The 20,814-nt window shown below is 70.9% G+C and carries 17 protein-coding genes; 9 read left to right on the forward strand and 8 right to left on the reverse strand.

Features of this window, described 5'->3' with window-relative positions; genetic code table 11:
• Positions 1–88 precede the first annotated feature (88 nt).
• On the reverse strand, positions 89–931 hold the full coding sequence (locus ACIPJY_RS14265) for a helix-turn-helix transcriptional regulator (protein ID WP_400461160.1): 843 nt from the start codon (positions 929–931) through the stop codon (positions 89–91).
• A 102-nt stretch (positions 932–1,033) separates the two neighbouring features.
• Here ACIPJY_RS14265 and ACIPJY_RS14270 point away from each other — a divergent pair, with 102 nt between their 5' ends.
• The gene (locus tag ACIPJY_RS14270) at positions 1,034–1,777 is read left to right on the forward strand and encodes an SDR family oxidoreductase (protein ID WP_400461157.1); all 744 of its coding nucleotides are present in this window, start codon (positions 1,034–1,036) and stop codon (positions 1,775–1,777) included.
• Positions 1,778–1,801: 24 nt separating this feature from the next.
• On the opposite strand, the gene ACIPJY_RS14275 is transcribed toward ACIPJY_RS14270, so the two are convergent.
• A complete protein-coding gene (locus ACIPJY_RS14275) occupies positions 1,802–2,419 on the reverse strand; it encodes a type II toxin-antitoxin system VapC family toxin (RefSeq protein ID WP_400461155.1) in 618 nt (205 codons plus the stop codon).
• A gap of 2 nt (positions 2,420–2,421) precedes the next feature.
• Positions 2,422–2,625, reverse strand: a complete 204-nt coding sequence (locus ACIPJY_RS14280; RefSeq protein ID WP_400461152.1) for a hypothetical protein — start codon at positions 2,623–2,625, stop codon at positions 2,422–2,424.
• A 115-nt stretch (positions 2,626–2,740) separates the two neighbouring features.
• Between ACIPJY_RS14280 and ACIPJY_RS14285 the strand changes: the two genes are divergently transcribed.
• Positions 2,741–3,211: a YbaK/EbsC family protein gene (locus ACIPJY_RS14285; RefSeq protein WP_400461149.1), complete on the forward strand. Its 471-nt coding sequence runs from the start codon at positions 2,741–2,743 to the stop codon at positions 3,209–3,211.
• Between the two features lie 31 nt (positions 3,212–3,242).
• On the opposite strand, the gene rsmA is transcribed toward ACIPJY_RS14285, so the two are convergent.
• From rsmA to rsmI, 4 genes are all read right to left on the reverse strand, one after another.
• Positions 3,243–4,091: a 16S rRNA (adenine(1518)-N(6)/adenine(1519)-N(6))-dimethyltransferase RsmA gene (gene rsmA, locus ACIPJY_RS14290; RefSeq protein ID WP_400461147.1), complete on the reverse strand. Its 849-nt coding sequence runs from the start codon at positions 4,089–4,091 to the stop codon at positions 3,243–3,245.
• Positions 4,088–4,999 (reverse strand): TatD family hydrolase, encoded by a 912-nt coding sequence (locus tag ACIPJY_RS14295; RefSeq protein WP_400461145.1) that lies wholly within the window; start codon positions 4,997–4,999, stop codon positions 4,088–4,090. The genes rsmA and ACIPJY_RS14295 overlap by 4 nt, the downstream gene beginning before the upstream one ends.
• The gene (metG, locus tag ACIPJY_RS14300; RefSeq protein WP_400461143.1) at positions 4,996–6,573 is read right to left on the reverse strand and encodes a methionine--tRNA ligase; all 1,578 of its coding nucleotides are present in this window, start codon (positions 6,571–6,573) and stop codon (positions 4,996–4,998) included. Before metG ends, ACIPJY_RS14295 begins: the two co-directional genes overlap by 4 nt.
• Before the next feature lie 120 nt (positions 6,574–6,693).
• The gene (gene rsmI, locus ACIPJY_RS14305; protein ID WP_400461141.1) at positions 6,694–7,515 is read right to left on the reverse strand and encodes a 16S rRNA (cytidine(1402)-2'-O)-methyltransferase; all 822 of its coding nucleotides are present in this window, start codon (positions 7,513–7,515) and stop codon (positions 6,694–6,696) included.
• 54 nt (positions 7,516–7,569) lie between these two features.
• Between rsmI and ACIPJY_RS14310 the strand changes: the two genes are divergently transcribed.
• Positions 7,570–9,201 carry a dolichyl-phosphate-mannose--protein mannosyltransferase gene (locus ACIPJY_RS14310; protein WP_400461139.1) on the forward strand — a complete coding sequence of 544 codons (1,632 nt, stop codon included), beginning with the start codon at positions 7,570–7,572 and terminating at the stop codon, positions 9,199–9,201.
• A gap of 217 nt (positions 9,202–9,418) precedes the next feature.
• On the opposite strand, the gene ACIPJY_RS14315 is transcribed toward ACIPJY_RS14310, so the two are convergent.
• Positions 9,419–10,078, reverse strand: a complete 660-nt coding sequence (locus ACIPJY_RS14315) for a TetR/AcrR family transcriptional regulator (RefSeq protein WP_400461137.1) — start codon at positions 10,076–10,078, stop codon at positions 9,419–9,421.
• 159 nt (positions 10,079–10,237) lie between these two features.
• On the opposite strand from ACIPJY_RS14315, the gene ACIPJY_RS14320 reads away from it, so the two are divergent.
• From ACIPJY_RS14320 to hrpA, 6 genes are all read left to right on the forward strand, one after another.
• The gene (locus ACIPJY_RS14320; protein ID WP_400461135.1) at positions 10,238–11,779 is read left to right on the forward strand and encodes an MFS transporter; all 1,542 of its coding nucleotides are present in this window, start codon (positions 10,238–10,240) and stop codon (positions 11,777–11,779) included.
• A gap of 410 nt (positions 11,780–12,189) precedes the next feature.
• The gene (locus tag ACIPJY_RS14325; RefSeq protein ID WP_400461134.1) at positions 12,190–13,047 is read left to right on the forward strand and encodes a sulfurtransferase; all 858 of its coding nucleotides are present in this window, start codon (positions 12,190–12,192) and stop codon (positions 13,045–13,047) included.
• 79 nt (positions 13,048–13,126) lie between these two features.
• A complete protein-coding gene (locus tag ACIPJY_RS14330) occupies positions 13,127–14,191 on the forward strand; it encodes an NAD-dependent epimerase/dehydratase family protein (RefSeq protein ID WP_400461132.1) in 1,065 nt (354 codons plus the stop codon).
• Position 14,192: 1 nt separating this feature from the next.
• Entirely contained in the window at positions 14,193–14,723 is a 531-nt protein-coding gene (locus tag ACIPJY_RS14335; protein ID WP_400461130.1) for an AAA family ATPase, read from the forward strand.
• 79 nt (positions 14,724–14,802) lie between these two features.
• A complete protein-coding gene (locus ACIPJY_RS14340) occupies positions 14,803–16,635 on the forward strand; it encodes a thioredoxin domain-containing protein (RefSeq protein WP_400461128.1) in 1,833 nt (610 codons plus the stop codon).
• Positions 16,636–16,660: 25 nt separating this feature from the next.
• Entirely contained in the window at positions 16,661–20,503 is a 3,843-nt protein-coding gene (hrpA, locus tag ACIPJY_RS14345; RefSeq protein WP_400461126.1) for an ATP-dependent RNA helicase HrpA, read from the forward strand.
• Positions 20,504–20,814: the final 311 nt, after the last annotated feature.

Raw genomic sequence — 20,814 nt, forward strand, 5'->3', positions numbered from 1 at the left:
ACGCCCCGCTCGTGGGCGGGGCGTTGGCTGGGTGCGGGAGGCTCGAAGCGTCCTGCATGGGACATACTAGCCGTTCTGCTCGCCAGGGCTAGCTGCTGAACACCTGTTGGCCGACGACGCCGAGGAGCTCGAGCTTCTGCGCGTCCTCGCTGCCCGTGGGAGCGGTGAAGAGCAGCAGCGCCTGCGCCTGGTTGGTCGCGTGCAGGACCTGGCAGTCCACGGTGATGCGCCCGAGCTCGGGGTGCACGAACGTCTTGTGGTCCTCCCAGCGGGAAGCGACCTCGTGCAGCGTCCAGATCGCCCGGAACTCCTCGCTGTTCGCCTCGAGGTCCGCGATCAGCTCGACCGCCCGGGAGTCGCTCGGTCCCGCTGCTCCGACCGCAGCCCGGAGTCCCGCGACCTGTGCCCGCGCCAGTCGCTCGTGCTGCTCCGGCGCGTACTTGGCACGCTCGGACCTGGTCATGAACCAACGCCACGGCTGGTAGCGCTCGTTGCCCGTCAGCCCGACCCCGCTGCCGAGGAGCGCGACGGCCAGCCGGTTCTCGACCAGGGTCTCGCCGAGGTCGCTCACCACGATGGCCGGGGTGTCCTCGAGTCGGTCGAGCACCCGGAGGATCGCCGGGTCGACGTGGTCGCTCCGGTGCACCCGGACCGGGGCGTTGTGCCCCGCGAGGCGGAACAGGTGGTCGCGCTCGTCGAGCGAGCAGCGGAGTGCACGGGCGATCGCGGCGACCATCTGCTCGGACGGCTGCGGGCCGCGCTGCTGTTCGAGGCGCGTGTAGTAGTCGGCGGACATCCCGGCGAGTGCGGCGACCTCTTCGCGGCGGAGCCCAGGCGTCCGGCGCCTGGCACCGGTGCCGAGGCCGACGTCCTCCGGACGCAGGAGTTCGCGGCGACGGCGGAGGAAGTCGGCGAGCGCTGGGCGGTCCATGGTGTCCAGTCTGCTGCTGCCGGGCGGCGGTTGCCAGGGATCGGCGGTCCCCCGATGACCGGGCTCTGGCTGCGCTCGTGCGGGAGGCGGAAGGTGGTCGTCATGGACATCACCAACGCAACCGTCTTCATCCCCGGCGCGACCTCCGGCATCGGCCTCGGGCTCGCGCTCCGCCTGCAGGAAGCGGGCAGCACCGTCGTCATCGGTGGGCGCCGTCGTGCACGGCTCGAGTCCCTCGCCGCCGAGCACGGCTTCGGCACGGTCGAGATCGACGTGAGCGACCCGGCGTCGATCACCGCGGCCGCCGCATCGGTGCTCGAGGCGTACCCGGCGCTCGACACCCTCGTGACCATGTCCGGAATCATGCGGCAGGAGGACCTCCGGTCGGCGTCGCACCTGGCCGACGCGGTCGACACCGTGTCGACGAACCTGCTCGGCACCATCCGGCTGATCGACGCCTTCCTGCCGCAGCTGCTGTCGCGGCCGGCCGCCACCGTCGTGACCGTGTCGTCCGGGCTGGCGTTCACCCCGCTCGCCGCCACGCCGACGTACAACGCCACGAAGGCCGCGGTGCACTCGTACACGCTGTCCCTGCGGCAGCAGCTCGTGGGCACCCCGGTGTCCGTGCTGGAGCTCGTCCCGCCGGCCGTCGCCACCGACCTGCAGGGCGAGGGCGTGGACTTCGGCGGCATGCCGCTCGACGACTTCCTGGACGAGGTCATCTCGCTGCTGTCAGCGGGAGCGTCGCCGGAGATCCTCGTGCAGAACGTGCTGCCGCTGCGGTGGGCGGAGCGCGACGGGAACCAGCAGCAGCTCATCGAGGTGCTGGCGTCGCGTCGGAACTGAGTCTCGGTTTCCGACTCGGGCGGTTCACACGGCGAGCACCCCTGCGCCGGTGATCGCTCGGCGTCGGCGTGCAGCATCGAGGCGGCTCTCGTCCACGAGGAGCCGGAGTTCGTCGGCCGGCACGGCTGCGAAGCCGAAGTCGTTCGTGACGAGGGCGGCCGCACCGGTGTACGCGACGGTCGCCGCGTGGACGGCGTCGTACGAGCCGAGACCGTAGCGGCGCATGAGTTCGAAGGCCGAGTCCGTGACACTCGACAGGCTGATGCTCGTGCTCGGCGACTGGCCGACCGCCGTCCGCCACCGGTGGATGAGCTCTTCTGCCGCGCGCGCCGCCCGCCGTCGGACACGACCGTCCGAACGCTTCGCTGGCCAGCCTCGGTTGCCGTGGCGCTCCTTGATGGCGATCTTGAACGCCGCCTCGGCCAGCTCGATCTCGAGGAGCGCGCTGTGGAGCATGAACGACCGTGACCGGGTCAGACGTTCCATGAACGCCTGTGCTTCGTCGTGCCCGCACTCGGAGTCGACGAGGGCTCGCACGACGAACGACGTGTCGAGGACCACGGCGTCGGGTAGGTCGTCGAGGACGGAGTAGGCGGCGACGTTGTGGTCGCGGGGCCGATCGAGATGGGCGAGAGCGGCCACGGCTACACGATGCCGTCGAACGAGGCACGGAAGCGGAGGCCGCTCGTCGCTTCGTGGACGACCTGCACGCGCTGGTCGGTCGACATCGACGGGAGTCGTGCGATGATCCGTCGCCGTGCCGCTCGTCGTTCACGGTCGCGCTGTGCGATCCGTCGTTCGATGAGTCGTGCCCGTCGAGTGCCGCGGGGGTGGGTGCTCTGCCGCATGGGTCCTCCGGTTCGTGGTCGAGTGCACCGACGGTAGAGGGCTCGAGAACCAGCGAGCAAGGAATCGGTATACGACATTCGAACGCGCCGTGGCCGGGTTCGGCAGGATGGTGCCGTGAACGCACGCATGCAGGAGATCCAGCAGATCGTGGCCGAGGCCGGCGTCGAGACCGAGGCCCGGGAGCTGCCGGACTCGACGCACACCGCAGCGCAGGCAGCGGCGGCACTCGGGACCGAGGTCGGTGCCATCGCGAGCAGCCTGCTCTTCTTCGCGGACGGCGACCCGCTCCTGGTGATGACCTCGGGCCGGCACCGTGTCGACACCGCGTTGCTCGCCGGGGCGCTCGGGGTCGAGGAACTCGGGATGGCCACCGCGAAGCAGGTGCGGGAGGTCACCGGTCAGCCGATCGGCGGGGTGTCGCCCGTCGGGCACCCGCAGCGGATCCGGACGGTGGTCGACCGCGCACTCGCCGAGTACGACCCGGTGTGGTCCGCCGCGGGGACGGCGAACTCGGTGATGCCGCTGACGTTCGACCAGCTCGTCTCGCTGACGGGTGGCACGGTGCTGGACGTCAGCACGTCCTGAGACGTGCTGGACGTCCTGAGGCGCTGTGCGGCTACGCCTCGGTGAGGACCGTGCGACCAAGGCGGACGAAGTCGTCGACCCCGAGCGCCTCACCACGTGCCGTCGGCGCGATCCCGGCAGCCTCGAGCACCTCGGACGCGTGAGCGCTGCCGCCGAGGATGCCCGACAGCGCCTGCCGCAGCATCTTCCGGCGCTGCTGGAACGCCGCGTCGACGAGCGCGAAGACCTGCGCACGGAGACGCTCGTCCCCGGGGGGATCGTGGCGCTGGAAGCCCACGAGCACGCTGTCCACGTTCGGCACCGGCCAGAAGACCTGACGGCTGACCTGCCCGGCGATGCGCCACGTGCCGTACCAGGCGGCCTTGACGCTCGGCGACCCGTACACCTTGCTGCCCGGGTCCGCGGCGAGGCGGTAGCCGACCTCGGCCTGGACCATCACGAGCGACCGCTCGATCGACGGGAACGTCGCGAGCAGGTGCAGGAGCACCGGCACGGAGACGTTGTACGGCAGGTTCGCGACCAGGTGCGTCGGCGCCGCGGGCAGGTCGTCCGCGGCGACCTGCAGGGCGTCCTGGTGCACGACCGTCAGCCGTGCGGACGGCTGCATCGCGGACACCGTCGTCGGCAGCTGCGCGGCGAGCCGGGCGTCGATCTCGACCGCGGTGACGGGAGCGCCGGTCTCGGTCAGTCCGAGGGTCAGCGATCCGAGGCCGGGACCGACCTCGAGCACCTGCGCGTCAGCGGTCACCCCACCGGCGGCGACGATGCGCCGGACCGTGTTGGCGTCGTGCACGAAGTTCTGCCCGAGCTTCTTCGTCGGCGTGACGTCGAGCTGCGCCGCGAGCTCGCGGATCTCGGCCGGACCGAGCAGTGCGCTCATTCGTCGACCGTCACGGGCTCGGCATCCCAGGCGCCGTACACGAGCTCGGTGTTCGACGCGATCTGGGCCGCGAGCATCGACGCGTCGGTACCGAGGGTGTCCGCCATCGACCGGAGCGTGAGCGGGATGAGGTACGGCGCGTTCGGCCGACCGCGGTACGGCGTCGGCGTGAGGTACGGCGCGTCCGTCTCGACCATGAGCAGCCGACGCGGGGCGACCTCGAGGGCTTCGCGGAGCAGCGCGGCGTTCTTGAACGTCACGGTGCCGGCGAACGACATGTACCAGCCGCGCTCGGCACAGAGGCGTGCGAGGTCCGGTCCACCCGAGAAGCAGTGGAACACCGTCTTCTCCGGGGCGCCGACGCGGTCCAGGACCTCGACCACGGCGTCGTGCGCGTCGCGGTCGTGGATGGTCAGCGCGAGGTCGTGCTCCTTCGCGATGCGGATGTGCTCCTCGAAGGAGCGGACCTGGGCGTCGCGGCCGTCCTCGCCGGTGCGGAAGAAGTCGAGTCCGGTCTCCCCGATGGCGCGGACGCGCGGCAACGCGGCCAGTGCCTCGATGCCGGCGAGGTGCTCGTCGAGGAGCCCCCGTTCCGCGAGGACCGGTGCCTCGTTCGGGTGCAGCGCGACGGCTGCCAGCACGCGGGGCTCCCGCGCCGCGATCGCCGCGGACCACTGTGAGGTCGCCAGGTCGGTGCCGACCTGCACGACACCGCGCACGCCGACGCTCGACGCACGGTCGAGGTGCTCCCGGTAGTCGAGCGCCCCGTCGGGACCGCCGTCGGCGATCTCCATGTGCGTGTGGTTGTCGTAGACGGGCACCACGAGCGCCTCGGGCAGCGGCGGGTAGGTCAGGTCGCGCTTCGACCCGTCGCCGTCGCCACGCGAGCGGAGGTGGGCGTCGGTCACGCTGCGCCCTGCTCCGCCTGCTCGATGCGCGGGAAGAGCCCGGACTCGAGCGGCGTGACCTGCGCGGCGCCCTGCCACTCGAACGCGCGGTCCACGCGCTGCTCGGCGATCGATCCACCGGCGCCGATGGACGCCCAGAGCTTCTCGGTGGCCTTCGGCATCACCGGCGACGCGAGCACCGCGACGGTGCCGAGCCCACGGAGCGCCGTCGTCAGCACGGTGCCGAGGCGCTCACGCTGGGCGTCGTCCTTGGCGAGGGCCCACGGCTGCTGCTCGGTGATGTACCCGTTCAGCGCGTCGACGAGCTCCCACGTGGTCGCGATGGCGTCGTGCGGCGCGAAGGACGCGATGGCCGCGTCGGCGCGCTCGGTTACGTCCTTCGCGAGGTCGTCGATCGCCCCGTCGGACGCCGACAGCGCACCGCGCTCGGGCACGGCTCCGTCGAAGTACTTGTCGAGCATCGCCAGGATGCGTGACGCCAGGTTACCGAAGCCGTTCGCGAGTTCGGCCTGGTACCGCGCCGAGATGTCTTCCCAGCTGAAGTTGCCGTCCTGCCCGAAGGTGATCGCGCGGAGGAAGTAGTACCGGAACGCGTCCGAACCGAACGTGTCGGTGATCTCCGACGGGGCGATGCCGGTGAGCTTCGACTTGGACATCTTCTCGCCGCCGACGAGCAGCCAGCCGTGGCCGAAGACGCGCTTCGGGACGGGGAGCCCCGCCGCCATGAGCATCGCGGGCCAGATCACCGCGTGGAACCGGGCGATGTCCTTGCCGACGATGTGCACGCTCGGCCAGAGGCGCCGGAACGCGTCATCGTCGTCGCTGCCGTAGCCGAGCGCCGTGACGTAGTTGAGCAGCGCGTCGAACCACACGTAGAGCACGTGGTCGTGGTCCCACGGGATCTTGATGCCCCAGTCGAAGCTGGACCGTGAGATGGAGAGGTCGCGCAGGCCCTGCTTGACGAAGGAGACGATCTCGTTGCGGACGCTCTCCGGCTGGATGAACTCCGGGTTGGACTCGTAGAGGTCGAGCAGGCGCTGCTCGAAGTCGGACATCCGGAAGAAGTAGTTGCGCTCGGACAGGACCTCGACCGGGATCGAGTGGATGGCGCAGACCTGCTGGCCGTCGTACGCACCGGTGCCGGGGACCAGGTCGCTCGGCTGCTTGTACTCTTCACACCCCACGCAGTAGAAGCCCTCGAACTCGCCGGCGTAGATGTAGCCGTCGTCGTGGAGCTTCTGCAGGAACGCGGTCACGCCGCGCTCGTGGCGCTCGTCGGTGGTGCGGATGAAGTCGTCGTTCGCGATGTCGACGGTGTCGAGCAGCGGCTTCCACGCGTCCGTGACGAGCCGGTCGGCCCACTCCTTCGGGGAGACGTCGTTCGCCGAGGCGGTGCGCAGGATCTTCTGCCCGTGCTCGTCGGTGCCGGTCAGGAGCCAGGTGTCGTCGCCGCGCTGGCGGTGCCAGCGCGCGAGGACGTCCGCGGCGACCTCGGTGTAGGCGTGCCCGATGTGGGGAACGTCGTTCACGTAGAAGATCGGCGTGGTGATGCTGAACGAGGAGCCGTCGGACATGCGGACCATCCTACGGGCGCGCGGCAAGCGGATGACGCGCCGGCCGGCGGACTGTGGAAAAGCCGGACGGGAGGCTTGTGCCGGGCCCGACCCGGGCCTCCCGTCCGGCGTCCGTCGCGTCTAGCGCGCCGCCAGCGCGCCCTCGTACAGGTCCCGTCGGGACAGCCCCGTCGCATCCGCGACGGCGGCTGACGCCTCCTTCATCCGGGTGCCGGCGGCGACCCGTTCGAGGACGAGGCGGACGCCCTCGTCGATCGTGACGTCCTCCGCGGATCCGGACGCTCCACCCACGACGATGCAGATCTCGCCCTTCACACCGTCCGATGCCCACGTGGCCAGTTCGGACAGCGAACCGCGCCTGACCTCTTCGTACAGCTTGGTGAGCTCGCGGCAGACGACGGCACGGCGGTCGTCCCCGAAGCCGGCGGCCATGTCGGTCAGCGTGTCCGCGAGCCGGTGCGGCGACTCGAAGAAGACCATGGTGCGCTGCTCCCCGGCGAGCGCCTCGAACGTCCGGCGGCGCTCCCCCGCCTTGCGGGTCGGGAAGCCCTCGAACGTGAAGCGGTCCGTCGGCAGCCCGGACACGGCGAGCGCCATGAGCACCGCGGACGGACCCGGCAGCGCCGTGACCGTGACCCCCGCTGCCGCGGCGGCCTCGACCAGGGGGAAGCCGGGATCGCTGATCGCGGGCATGCCGGCGTCGGTCAGGACCACGACGTCCTCGTCCCTGGCCAGCTCGACGACCTCGGCCGCCTTCGCCCGCTCGTTGTGCTCGTGGAGGGCGATCAGCCGAGGGCGGTTCTCGATGCCGAGCGCGCGCATCAGGTGGATCGCGGTCCTGGTGTCCTCCGCCGCCACGACGGTCGCGTTCGACAGGGTCTCGACCAGTCGGCGGGACGCGTCGCCGAGGTTGCCGATGGGAGTTGCTGCGAGGACGATCACACGCCCCATTGTGGACGCAGCGAGCCCATGCGCCGCATCCGTAGGATGCTGCGGGTGACCACGGACCTGGCCGACGCACTCGACACTGCGCCCGCAGTACCCCGTGGGTCGCGCCTCGACGACTGGTGGGTGCGCCTGATGTCCGTCTCGTGGCGGGTCGCCGCGTGGCGCTGGGGCGGTCCGATCGCCGTCACCGTGCTGGCCGCGCTGCTCCGCTTGATCGACCTGGGACGACCGCACTCGCTGGTGTTCGACGAGACGTACTACGTCAAGGACGGCTGGTCGATCGTGCACCTCGGGTACGAGGGCACGTGGCCGGCGAACCCGACCGACGACACGGCGCCGACGACCGACGAGCGGTTCGCGTCCGGTGAGACCTCGCTCTTCACGAGTGCCGCCGAGTTCATCGCGCACCCGCCGCTCGGCAAGTACCTGATCGGTATGGGGATGCTGCTGTTCGGGCCGGACAACGCGTTCGGCTGGCGGTTCGCCGTCGCCGTGCTCGGCATCGCGACGGTGTTCCTCGTCGCGGTGATCGCACGGTCGCTGTTCCGGTCGACGCTCGTCGGCACGCTCGCCGGCGGCTTCATGGCGGTCGACGGACAGGCGATCGTGATGTCGCGGGTGACGCTCCTCGACGGGATCGTCACGTTCTTCGTGGTCCTGGGGTTCGGGGCGCTGCTGCTCGACCGGCGCTGGACGACCCGCAGGCTGGACGCCTGGGTCGCGCGACGTGCGGCCGCCGGGCGGGACACGCTCTGGGGGCCGGCGCTCTGGTGGCGTCCGTGGCTGATCGCGATGGGGCTCGCGATGGGACTCGCGACCAGCACGAAGTGGACCGGACTGTACTTCTTGGCGTTCTTCGCGCTGTACTCCGTGGCGAGCGACATGATGATGCGCCGACGGGCGGGGATCGAGTTCTGGTCGTCGAGCGCGCTCCTGCAGCAGGCACCGGTGTCGTTCGTCCTGACCGTGCCGATCGCGGCCGCCACCTACCTGGCGTCGTGGACCGGCTGGTTCGTGTCGAAGGACGGCTGGGACCGGGACTGGATCGCCTCCGGTGGGCAGCGCTGGGGCGGGGTCCTGTCGTGGGTGCCGGACAGCGTGCAGAACTGGTGGCACTACCAGTCCGAGATCTACGGCTTCAACATCGGCCTGCACACCCCGCACTCGTACCAGGCGAACCCGCTGCTCTGGCTCCTCATGCAGCGACCGACCTCGATGTACTACGTCGGGACGAACGCCGGGCAGGACGGCTGCGCGGCAGAACGGTGCGGCGCGGCGATCACCGGCATCGCGAACCCGTTCATCTGGTACCCGTCGGTCGCCGCCGTGATCGCGCTGCTCGTGCTCTTCGTGCTGCGTCGGCGCTGGGAGTACGGGTTCGTCGTGATGGGCGTCGCGGCGGGCTACCTGCCGTGGCTGCTCTACGTGAACCGGACCGTGTTCCAGTTCTACACGATCGCGTTCGAGCCCTTCATGGTGATGGCGCTGGCCGCGGCGGTCGGGCTGGTGCTCGGGTCACGAGAGGACCCGCGGCCACGGCGGACGCGGGCGATCGTCTGGGTGGGGGTGTACCTCGGGGTGGTGCTGCTCGCGTCGGCGTACTGGTACCCGATGTGGACGGCGATGCAGGCGCCGTGGGACTTCATCCGGTCGCACTACTGGCTGCCGAGCTGGTTGTAGGGGCGCTCGGGCGGTGGCGCGGGCGCTCGGGCGCGGCGCTCGGGCGCGGCGCTCGGGCGGTGTTCGGTTGTCGCACGGGTTGATCGACACCGCGTGAGTCGTTCGACTTCTGCGGTGTCGGATCATGCGTTCGCAGGTGATGCGTTCGCAATCGTCGACACCGTGTGAGTCGTTCGACTTCTGCGGTGTCGAAGGATGCGCCCGTGGGATGCGCCCGTCAGGACTGGGCGTGGAGGGCGCGCTCGATCATCTCGCGGTCGAGCGGGGCACCGAGCATGACGTCCGGCTCGATCGGCGGCAGTACCCCGTCGATGACGACCTGCGCGTACCGTCGCCAGGCGTCCGGGTCGTGCGCGCGGGTGGCGTCGGCGACGGCACCGATCATCGCAGTGAGCATCGGCAGGTCCCGGTAGTCGAAGCCCTCACGCACCACGCCGGCGTCCCGGGCACGGCCGATGATGTCGCTGACCTGGGTCTCGAGGCGGTCGCGCTCCTGCACGATGGACGGCCGCGACTTCCCGGCGCGGACGATGGCGTCGGCCAGGGCACGGTCACGCGCCCGGAACTCGAACACGCCCATCAGGTACAGGCGGAGGGACTCCCTGGGGTCGATCTCCTCTGCTGCACGAGCCGCCGCCGCGTTCATCGCGTCGAACTTGGTCGCGAGCAGTGCCTCGATCAGGGAGTCCTTGTCGGCGAAGCGCCGGTAGACCGTGCCGACGCCGACACCGGCTTCGTGCGCGATGTCGTTGAGGGTGACCGACAGCCCGCGCTCCGCGAAGCACTTGCGTGCCGTCTGCAGGATCAGCTCGCGGTTGCGTGCTGCGTCAGCGCGAAGGGGCCGATCGAGATCGGCGTGCTGGTCGATGGTGCTCACGATGCCGAACCTAGTTGAACTTTCTGGGAATAAGTGGATGCGGACCTTCCGTTTCGGTCTACACTGACTCGAAGCGGATGCATCGCATCCACTTCCTCCCCTCCTGAAACGCCCGACGGTGTGCGCTTCTTCCCTCCACTCACCCCCGAGGAGGCTGCCGTGACGGCAGAACAGACTTCGCCCGCCCGTACGGGCGCCGCACCGACCACCACCCCCGCCCCGACCGGCCGCACCGAGCACCGGTGGATCGCCCTCGCGGTGATCGCCCTCGCGCAGCTGATGGTCGTGCTCGACGCCACCATCGTCAACATCGCGCTGCCCTCGGCCCAGTCGGACCTCGGGTTCGGTACCGACCAGCGCCAGTGGATCGTCACCGCGTACTCCCTGGCGTTCGGTTCCCTCCTGCTGCTCGGCGGTCGCCTCGGTGACCTCTTCGGCCGCAAGAACACGTTCATCATCGGGCTCGTCGGCTTCGCCGTCGCCTCGGTCCTCGGCGGTCTGGCCGACTCCTTCGGGCTCCTCGTCGCGGCCCGTGCGCTCCAGGGCGCGTTTGGTGCGCTGCTCGCGCCGTCCGCCCTCGGCATGCTGACCACCACCTTCCGCGACCCGAAGGAACGCGGTCGTGCGTTCGGCATCTTCGGTTCGATCGCCGGCTCCGGCGCGGCCATCGGTCTGCTGCTCGGCGGTGTCCTCACCGAGTACGCCTCGTGGCGCTGGTGCCTCTACGTCAACGTCGTGTTCGCCGTCCTCGGCGTGATCGGCGCACTCGTCTTCATGGCGAAGCCGCCGAAGGTCGAGCGCCCGCGCATCGACGTCGCCGGCGTCCTGACCATCACCGCCGGACTCGTCGGCGTGGTCTACGGCTTCTCCAACGCCGAGACGAACGGCTGGGACTCGCCCGTCACCATCGTGATGCTCGCCGCGGGCGTCGTGCTCATCGCCGCGTTCATCGTGATCGAGACCCGGGTCGCACACCCGCTGCTGCCCCTGCGCGTCGTGCTCGACCGTGACCGCGGTGGCTCGTTCATCGCCATCGGCCTGGTGGCCATCGGCATGTTCGGCATCTTCCTGTTCCTGACCTACTACCTCGAGCAGACCCTCGGGTTCTCCGCGCTCCAGACGGGCCTGGCGTTCCTGCCGATGCCGCTGTCGATCATGATCTCCGCAACGCAGATCGGTGGGCGACTGCTGCCCCGCGTCGGTCCGAAGGTCCTGATCTTCTCTGGTGGCCTCGTCGCCGCCGCGGGTCTGCTCCTGCTGCTCCGCACCGACCTCGACAGCTCCTACGCGGGTACGGTCCTGCCGGCGCTCATCGTGATCGGCCTCGGCATGGGCACGATCTTCTCGTCCGCGATGAACACCGCGACGACCGGTGTGGCCCGTGCGGACGCGGGTGTCGCGTCGGCCACGGTGAACACGATGCAGCAGATCGGTGGCTCGATCGGCACGGCACTGCTGTCGACGATCTTCGCCGACGTGGTGAAGAACAGCCTCTCGGGGCTGACCGCCGCGCCGACCAAGCTGCAGCAGGCGCAGGCGACGCTCGACGGCTACCACGTCGCGTTCGCGATCTCCGCCGGCGTGCTGGTGCTCGTGGCGATCGCGAGCGGGCTGCTCATCAACCGCCAGTCGGTGCGGCTCGCCAAGCTCGAGCACCTCAGCGCCAACGCGACGGGGAGCATCCCGGCCGCCGCGCACTGACACTGCGGCGCCCAGCCGTACGACGGCCCGCTCGACTCCGGTCGGGCGGGCCGTCCGTGTGCGGGCCGTGCGGCGGCGTGCGGCCGGCGGGGTGCGGGCGGGCGGCCGGCGGGTGCCTGGGCACCGCGATGTCGCCGAGACGCCGCAGGGTCCTCGAGACGCCGCCGAATTCCGCGGCGTCTCGGCAGCACGGGGGCGTCTCCCGAACAGGGAGACGCCACACCGACCCCACGGCGACTTCCCCCCAACCACCCCCACCCCGCCCCCACCGCACCACCGCCCGCTCCGCGTCGCTCGAGACGCCCCGAGCACCGCACGTTGTTCGTCCACAGCGGCCGCCACGCCGCCCCGATTGCGCAGTGTTGCTGTTCCTCCCCCGGTCGTCAGAGGTCCGCATTATGGTGATCGCCATGGCCCCCGTCCTGACCTCGCCGCTCGTGTCGACGCAGTGGCTCGCCGACCACCTCGGTGCCGACGAGCTCGTCGTGCTCGACGCCTCCGTGCACGCCGCGGGGACCGGCCGAGCCATGACGTGGCAGAGCGCGCGGGACGCCTACGAACGACACGGTCACGTGCCGGGCGCCCGGTTCGCCGACCTCGTGCAGGACTTCTCCGCGCCCGACGCCGAGGTCCCCTTCACCCGCCCCTGCGCCGAGCGGTTCGAACAGGCCGCCCGTGCACTCGGCATCACCAACACCTCGACCGTCGTGGTCTACGACGACAGCGTCGGCGAGTGGTCGGCACGCCTGTGGTGGATCTTCCGCTCGTTCGGCTTCGACGACGTCGCCGTGCTCGACGGCGGGTTCGTGAAGTGGCGCGACGAAGGACGCCCGGTTCGCGTCGGTGCCCTCACCAGCGCACCCCCGGTCCACGTCGAGGCGGCGGCGTTCCTCGCCGGCGAAGAACGTCCGCTCTGGGTCGACCGCGCCCGCGTGGAACGCGCTGTCGATGGTTCCGAACCGGCAGCGCTCGTGCTGGCGGTCGACGAATCAGTGCTCGGCGCATCCCACCCGGACGTCGTTCCGGGCACGACGCCGATCCCCCTGCGCCGGGTGCTCAACCCGGACTCCAACGCCCTGCTCCGGCCCGCCGCGCTGGCCGAGGTCTTCGCGCCTGTGCTCGACTCGGACGAGATCGTGACGTACTGCGGCGTCGGCAGTGCGGCGTGCGTGGACGCCCTCGCCCTGACGGTGCTCGGCCACGACCACGTGCAGGTGTACGACGGATCCCTCGCGGACTGGTGGCAGCGCGAGCCGATCGCCTCCTGAGGCGCACGCCGCGCACACCTCCGGACGCGGACGCCGGACGCGCACGCCGCGCACACCCCTCGGCACTAGCGTTGGCGACATGAGCACCAAGCGCGCGGTCGTCCTCGGTGGAACGGGCGGCATCGGCTCTGCCGTGGCGCGCGAACTCCTCGACAGCTCCGGACGCGGAGGCGACGACTGGCAGGTCGACGTCGTCGCCCGACGCGGCGGCGACACAGCAGACGCACTCACCGCAGCCGGCGCCACGTTCACCCCGGGCGACCGCCGCGACACGACGGTCCTCCGGGCGCTCCTCCGCCCCGGCGCGGACCTGCTCGTCGACACCGTCGGCGCCACCAGGGACGACGCCGCACAGCTCCTGCCGTACCTCGGCGACGTCGGGTCGACCGTGTTCATCTCGTCGAAGGCCGTCTACGTCGACGAACAAGGTCGGCACGCGAACTCCCTCGACAAGCCCGTCTTCCCCGGCGCGGTCACGGAGCTGCAGCCGACCGTCACGGCGGCGGACGCCGACCCCACCAGCCGGGACGGCTACGCGGCGCAGAAGGTCGCAGCCGAGCAGCTGCTCCTGGACCACGGCGCCCCGGTCACCGTCCTCCGGCCGTCGAAGGTGTACGGCCCGGGCAACGGCCGACCGCGGGAGTGGTTCGTCGTCCGTCGCGCACTCGACGGCCGTGAGCGGGTGCTGCTCGCCGACCGCGGTCGCGGCGTCGACCACACGACCGCGGCCAGCGGCATCGGTTCGCTCGTACGACTGCTCGCAGACGCCCCCGACCGGCGCATCCTGAACGTCGCCGACGACACCGCACCGTCCGTGCTCGAGATCGTCCGGACCATCGCCGGCCACCTCGACCACACGTTCGAGGAAGTCCTGCTCGACGCGGACGCCCCGGCCTTCGTCGGGCTGACGCCGTGGTCGTCCCCGACCCCGTACGTGCTCGACACGACGGCGGCACGGTCGCTCGGCTGGCAGCCGCCGGCCTTCGCCGACGCGGTGGTCCCCGAGCTCGACTGGCTCGTGGAGACGGCACACCGCACGCCGGTCGACGGCGACGTGCCGTGGGCGGACGACCCGTTCTGGGACCGCCTGTTCGACTACGGCCCCGAGGACGCAGCGCTCCTCATGCTCTCGCTCGGGAGCTGACGTGCCACGGTCCGAGGTCCTGTTCATCGGCGGCCGGTCGGGCGTCGGGAAGTCGACCGCCGCGGACGCCCTGCACGAACTCCTCGCAGCGGCCGACGTCCGGCACGCGGTCATCGAGGGCGACACACTCGACCTCGCCCACCCGGCACCGCACGTGGAGCACCCGGATGCCCGTCTGGCAGAGCGGAACCTCGCCGCGATCTGGGCGAACTACCGCGAGCTCGGCCACCACCGCCTCGTCTACACGAACACGGTGTCGGTCCTCGAAACCGAGCGGCTCGCGAGTGCGATGGGTGACGATCCCGTCGTCGTCGCGGTCCTGCTCCGCGCCGGCGACGCCGTCACGGCGTCACGCCTGCGACGTCGGGCAGGTGGCGCACTGCCGGTGGAGCAGCTCGCGCACAGCACGCGGACAGCCGGGAGGCTGGACTCGGCAACCACGGACCACGTCCAGCGGGTGGACACGGACTCCATGGCCCCGAACGAGGTGGCACGTCGGCTCGCGTCCCTGACGGGGTGGCTTCCCGCCTGACGCCCTGTGGACAGCGAGGTCCGTCCACAGTTCGCCCTGCCGACGCACCCGCCCAGCGCGGACCGGGCACGCTGGGGGCATGAACGACAACCGGCTCGGCACCGCCGTCAGCCCCTACCTCCGCATCCACGCCGACAACCCGGTGGACTGGCGTGAGTGGGGGCCGGACGCCTTCGCCGAAGCGCGCGAACGGGACGTCCCCGTGCTCGTGTCGATCGGCTACGCGACCTGCCACTGGTGCCACGTCATGGCGCGTGAGAGCTTCGCTGATCCGGAGGTCGCCGAGCTCCTCCGCCGCGACTTCGTCGCCGTGAAGGTCGACCGTGAAGAACGCCCCGACGTCGACGCCAGCACGATGGCCGCGGCCGCGGCGTTCACCGAGCAGCTCGGCTGGCCCCTGACCGCCTTCATGACGCCAGACGCCCACGTGTTCTTCGCGGGCACCTACTACCCCCCGACAGCGGTCGGCCAGCATCCGTCGTTCCGGCAGGTGCTCGGCGCGGTGCTCGATGCCTGGCGCGACCGCCGAGAAGAGGTCGACGCCAACGCGACGGCACTCGCGACGGCCATCCGTCAGGGGGCACTGGACGCGGCACAGGACGTGCCGGGCGCTCCTGCCGGGGCCGAGCCGAGCCTCCCGTCGGTCGAGACGATCCGCGACGTCGTGACGGCGCTGCAGCGCTCCGAGGACACCGAGTACGGCGGGTTCGGTGGCGCCCCGAAGTTCCCCTCGGCACCCCTGGTGGAGTTCCTGGCGGACGTCGGTGCCGACGGCGTCGCCGCAGCGGCCTCGCTGGCCGACCGCACCCTGCGGGTGATCGCGGAGTCCGAACTGACCGACCCGGACGGCGGGGTGTTCCGGTACGCCACCCGCCGCGACTGGACCGTGCCGCACTACGAGCGGATGCTCTACGACAACGCGAACCTGCTCGCGGTGGCGCCGTCGGCACAGGCACGGGGCATCGCGGACTTCCTCCGTGACACGCTGCGCCGGCGGGACGGCGCGTTCGTGGCCGCACAGGACAGCGAGTCCACCATCGACGGCCGCCGCGTCGAGGGCGAGTGGTACCGACGGCCCGTGGCCGAGCGTGCGCACCTGGACCCCCCGCCCCTGGACGACCAGGTCCTGACGGGCTGGAACGGGCTCGCGATCCGCGGACTCGCGATCGCCGGGGCACGACACGGTGACGACACGATGGTCGCGGCCGCGCGTGCCGCCGCCGACGCCATCGCGGTCGCCCACGTGCGCGACGGCCACGTCGTGGTCCGCTCGAGCACCCCGCGCGGGACGTCGACGGCGCCGCCCACCATCGAGGACATCGGGCTCCTGGCCGAAGGGCTCCTGCAACTCGCACTCGTCACCGGGCAGGTCGGGTACGCCACGGTCGCGCGGTCACTGGTGGACGACGGCCTCCGGGGCGCTCTCGCGGTCGACCCCGTCCTGGCCGCAGCAGGGACGGCGACCGGCGAACAGCCGCAGACCGCTCTTCGGTCCGGCACGGTCGCCCTGGCCAGCGCCGCGGCGACCCTCGGCACGCTCACCGGCGACGACGCGTACCGCGCTGCTGCGGTGCGCCTCGTCGCCGACCGTGCCCGAGCCGGCATCGAGCGCCCGCTCGGGCACGCGGACGCGCTGGGCCTCGCCCTCGCGCTGCAGCGTCCCTCGCGCGAAGTCGTGGTGGTGTCGGAGCACCCGTCCGACCTCGGCGACGCGGCGTTCGGCGCCCGGCGGCCGGGCACCCTGGTGCTCGTCGTGACCCCGACCCAGGCCCGGGACTGGTCTGCAACCGGGTTCGCGCTCCTGGACGGCCGTGACGCGCAGGCACCAGCCGCCTACGTCTGCCACGACCGCGTGTGCGCCCTGCCAGCACGTTCCGTCGGGGAGCTCATCGCACAGCTCGCGTCGAGCTGACGCCGGACGGTATCCTGGAATGCTCATGTCTCCCACGCCGCCCGTCATCACCTACCCGCCCGAGCTGCCGGTCTCGCAGCGGCGGGACGACATCGCTGCGGCGATCCGCGACAACCAGGTCGTGATCGTCGCCGGTGCCACCGGCTCGGGGAAGACGACCCAGCTCCCGAAGATCTGCCTCGAGCTCGGACGCGAGCACATCGGCCACACCCAGCCACGACGGATCGCCGCGCGCACCATCGCCGAGCGCGTCTCCGAGGAACTCGGCGGAGAGCTCGGCGGCCTGGTCGGCTACCAGGTCCGCTTCACCGACAAGGTCAGCGCGAACACCCGGGTCAAGCTGATGACCGACGGCATCCTGCTCAACGAGATCCACTTCGACCGTGACCTGAAGCGCTACGACACGATCATCATCGACGAGGCGCACGAGCGCTCCCTGACGATCGACTTCCTGCTCGGGTACCTGAAGCGGCTGCTCCCCCGCCGGCCCGACCTCAAGCTCATCATCACCAGTGCCACGATCGACCCCGAGTCGTTCTCGCAGCACTTCGGCGGCGCCCCCATCATCGAGGTCTCGGGACGGACCTACCCGGTGGAGATCCGGTACCGCCCGCTCGTGGCCGAAGACCCGGAGGACGACGACGGTGACGACGACACCGACTCCCGCACGGCCGACGCGGGCAACGGCTCCGACGACCGCGACTACCTGACCGGGATCACCGACGCGCTCGACGAACTCGCGCAGGACGCCCCTGGCGACGTCCTGGTCTTCCTCTCCGGAGAGAACGAGATCCGCGACGCCCAGGACGCGATCGAGGGCAAGCGGTACCAGGGCACCGAGGTCCTGCCGCTCTACGGACGGCTCTCCGCCGCCGACCAGCACCGGGTGTTCCAGCGCAGCGCGACACCGGGTGTCCGCCGACGAGTGGTGCTCGCGACGAACGTCGCCGAGACCTCACTCACGGTGCCGGGCATCAAGTACGTCATCGACACCGGTACGGCGCGCATCTCCCGCTACTCCCCGCGCGCGAAGGTCCAGCGCCTGCCGATCGAGGCGATCTCGCAGGCGAGCGCGAACCAGCGTTCTGGTCGTGCCGGCCGGACGAGCGCCGGCATCGCGATCCGGCTCTACTCCGAGGACGACTTCGGCCGCCGACCGGAGTTCACCGACCCGGAGATCCTCCGCACCAACCTCGCCGCCGTGATCCTGCAGATGATCTCGCTCGGGTTCGGCGACATCGAGTCGTTCCCGTTCCTGCAGCCGCCGGACTCGCGGGGTGTGAAGGACGGTCTCGACCTGCTCCGCGAACTCCGCGCCGTCGACGCGGCCGGTGCGATCACCAAGTCCGGACGGCAGCTCACCCGGCTGCCGATCGACCCGCGCCTGGGCCGGATGGTGCTCGAGGCCGGCCGGCAGGGCGTCGGGCGTGAAGTCGTCGCCGTCGTCTCGGCGCTGAGCATCCAGGACCCGCGCGAACGCCCCCTCGAGAAGCGGGCGCACGCCGATCAGCTGCACGCGCGCTTCGCCGACCCGACCAGCGACTTCCTGACCCTGCTCGGGCTCTGGAACTACATCGAGGACAAGCAGGACGAGCTCTCCTCCAGTGCGTTCCGACGGCTCTGCAAGGCCGAGTTCCTGAACTACCTCCGCATCCGCGAGTGGCAGGACCTGTACCGGCAGCTCTCGCGCGCCGCCAAGCAGGTCGGCATCCACGTCGGCAAGGAGCGCAAGGACGACCCCGACGCGGTGCACCGCTCGCTGCTCGCCGGGCTCCTCAGCCAGATCGGCCTGCGGGACCGCGAGAAGCGCGACTACCTCGGTTCGCGGAACACCCGGTTCGTGTTGTTCCCGGGCAGTGTCCTCGCGAAGAAGCAGCCGGACGCGGTGATGGCCGCGGAGCTCGTGGAGACGAGTCGGCTGTTCGCACGCACCGCGGCGCGGATCGACCCGGTGTGGACCGAGCAGCTGGCCGGCGACCTCCTCAAGCGCACCTACGGGGAGCCCCACTGGGAGAAGAAGCAGGGCGCCGTCGTCGCGTACGAGCGGGTGACGCTCTTCGGCGTGCCGATCGTGCAGCGCCGTCGGGTGCAGTACTCCCGGATCGATCCCGTGCACTCGCGGGAACTCTTCATCCGGCACGCCCTGATCGAGGGCGAGTGGGACTCCCAGCAGGCCTTCGACCGCGCGAACCGGAAGCTCCGGAAGGAACTCGAACAGCTCGAGGAACGCACCAGGCGCCGGGACATCCTGCTCGACGACGAGAACGTCTTCGAGTTCTACGACGCCCGGATCCCCGCCGAGATCGCCACGACGCGCGACTTCGAGGGATGGTGGCGCCGCACCCGCCGCGACCAGCCCGACCTGCTCACGATGCGCCGCGAGGACCTGCTCGACGCCTCCGCCGCCGAAGCCGCAGAGGACGACACCGAGTACCCGACCCAGTGGCGCTCCGGCGACCAGCGGCTCGCCGTGCGGTACCGCTTCGAGCCCGGCGCGGAGGACGACGGCGTCAGTGTGCAGGTCCCGCTGGCGCTGCTGCCGCGGATGCGCGAAGAGGGCTTCGACTGGCAGGTCCGCGGGCTCCGCAAGGAACTCGTGACCGCGCTCATCAAGGCGCTCCCGAAGCAGATCCGGAAGAACGTCGTCCCAGCAGCCGACTGGGCCGAGAAGATCGTCGAGGAACTCCCCGACGACGCCCCGACCACGCCGACGGAGAGCTTCCGGGCCACCCTGGCGAAGACGATCCAGCGGATGACCTACGTGCCCGTCTCCGAGTCGGACTTCGACATGTCGCGGGTGCCGGCACATCTCCTGCCGACCTACGCCGTCGTCGACGAACGGGGTCGCCGCGTCGAGGCCGGCAAGGACCTCAGCGCCCTGCAGACCAAACTGAAGGACCGGACCCAGCAGAGCGTCGCTGCTGCCTCCCAGCGGACAGGACGCCAGAGCCGCGCGGCCGGGGACGCAGCGGATCGCCGCATCGAACGGTCCGGGCTCACCGCCTGGCCGGACAGCGACCTCCCCGAGGTCCTCGACACCAAGCAGTCGGGTGGTGTCATCCGCGCCTACCCGGCGCTGGTCGAAGAAGGCGTCGGACCGAAGGCGACGGTCGGCGTCCAGCTGCTCGCGACCCCGTCCGACCGAGCGGTCCGCATGCCGGCGGGCGTCCGACGGCTCGTGATGCTCGCGGTGCCCTCACCCGTCTCGTACATCCAGTCGCACCTGACCGCCCAGGAGAAACTCGCGCTCGCGGCGAGTCCGTACCCGTCGACGAACGCGCTGTTCGACGACGTCCTCGCCGCGGTGGTCGACGCCGGCATCCGAGCAGCGCACCCGTCCGGGTTGCTCTTCACGAAGGCCGAGTTCGAGGCCGCGCGCGACGCGGTCTCGTCGACGATCGTCGACACGATGTTCGGCGCGGTCTCCGAGGTCGCCGCGGTGCTTGCCGCCCAACGGAAGGCCGAGCGGGCCCTGAAGCAGGCCAACAGCATGGCCCTGCTGCCGGCGCTGAACGACATGCGCCAGCAGCTCGACCGACTCGTGTTCCCCGGGTTCGTCTCCGTCGCCGGGCTCGATCGCCTCCGGCGCATCCGGGTGTACCTGCAGGGCATCGAGGCCCGGGTCACGAAGCTCCTGCAGAACCCCGGGCGCGATGCGACCTGGATGCGCGAGGTCTCGGTGGCGACCGGCCGCTACGAAGACGCCGGTGGCACCTTCCCGCCGGCGGTGGGCTCGCACCCCGAGCTCGTGCACGCACGGTGGATGCTCGAGGAGTTCCGTCTGAGCCTGTTCGCCCAGGAACTCGGGACGGCTGAGACGGTCTCGTTGCAGCGGATCACGAAGGTGCTCGCGGCAGCGTCCGCCTGAGCGCGTCCGCGCACGAGACCGTGTCTTGTCGCGGCGTCCGGCCACCCGGTACCTTCGTCATCACGAACGAGGGGGGCCCCGATGTCGGACGACACGAGGCGGTACGGCAGAGCGATCGAACGCGCGGACGGGCGGGACTTCCCGTTCTACGACGGGGACCCGATCCCGATCCCCGCATGGCAGTGGATCACGATCGTCGTCGCGTGCGTGGTCGGCATCACGGTCCTGAGCTTCTACCCCGCGGCCGACGACGTGCAGTCGCTGGTCCCGCGGTTCCTGTTCACGGCGATCCCGCTCGCGGTGTTCATCGC

The organism is Curtobacterium sp. NPDC090223 (assembly GCF_044746585.1).
Taxonomy (GTDB): Bacteria; Actinomycetota; Actinomycetes; order Actinomycetales; family Microbacteriaceae; genus Curtobacterium.

Coding starts and splice junctions, on each gene's coding strand:
- hrpA (WP_400461126.1), top strand. CDS start 16,661: ATGTCTCCCACGCCGCCCGTCATCACCTACCCGCCCGAGCTGCCGGTC.
- ACIPJY_RS14280 (WP_400461152.1), bottom strand. CDS start 2,625: ATGCGGCAGAGCACCCACCCCCGCGGCACTCGACGGGCACGACTCATC.
- ACIPJY_RS14325 (WP_400461134.1), top strand. CDS start 12,190: ATGGCCCCCGTCCTGACCTCGCCGCTCGTGTCGACGCAGTGGCTCGCC.
- ACIPJY_RS14265 (WP_400461160.1), bottom strand. CDS start 931: ATGGACCGCCCAGCGCTCGCCGACTTCCTCCGCCGTCGCCGCGAACTC.
- ACIPJY_RS14340 (WP_400461128.1), top strand. CDS start 14,803: ATGAACGACAACCGGCTCGGCACCGCCGTCAGCCCCTACCTCCGCATC.
- ACIPJY_RS14270 (WP_400461157.1), top strand. CDS start 1,034: ATGGACATCACCAACGCAACCGTCTTCATCCCCGGCGCGACCTCCGGC.
- ACIPJY_RS14330 (WP_400461132.1), top strand. CDS start 13,127: ATGAGCACCAAGCGCGCGGTCGTCCTCGGTGGAACGGGCGGCATCGGC.
- rsmA (WP_400461147.1), bottom strand. CDS start 4,091: ATGAGCGCACTGCTCGGTCCGGCCGAGATCCGCGAGCTCGCGGCGCAG.
- metG (WP_400461143.1), bottom strand. CDS start 6,573: ATGTCCGACGGCTCCTCGTTCAGCATCACCACGCCGATCTTCTACGTG.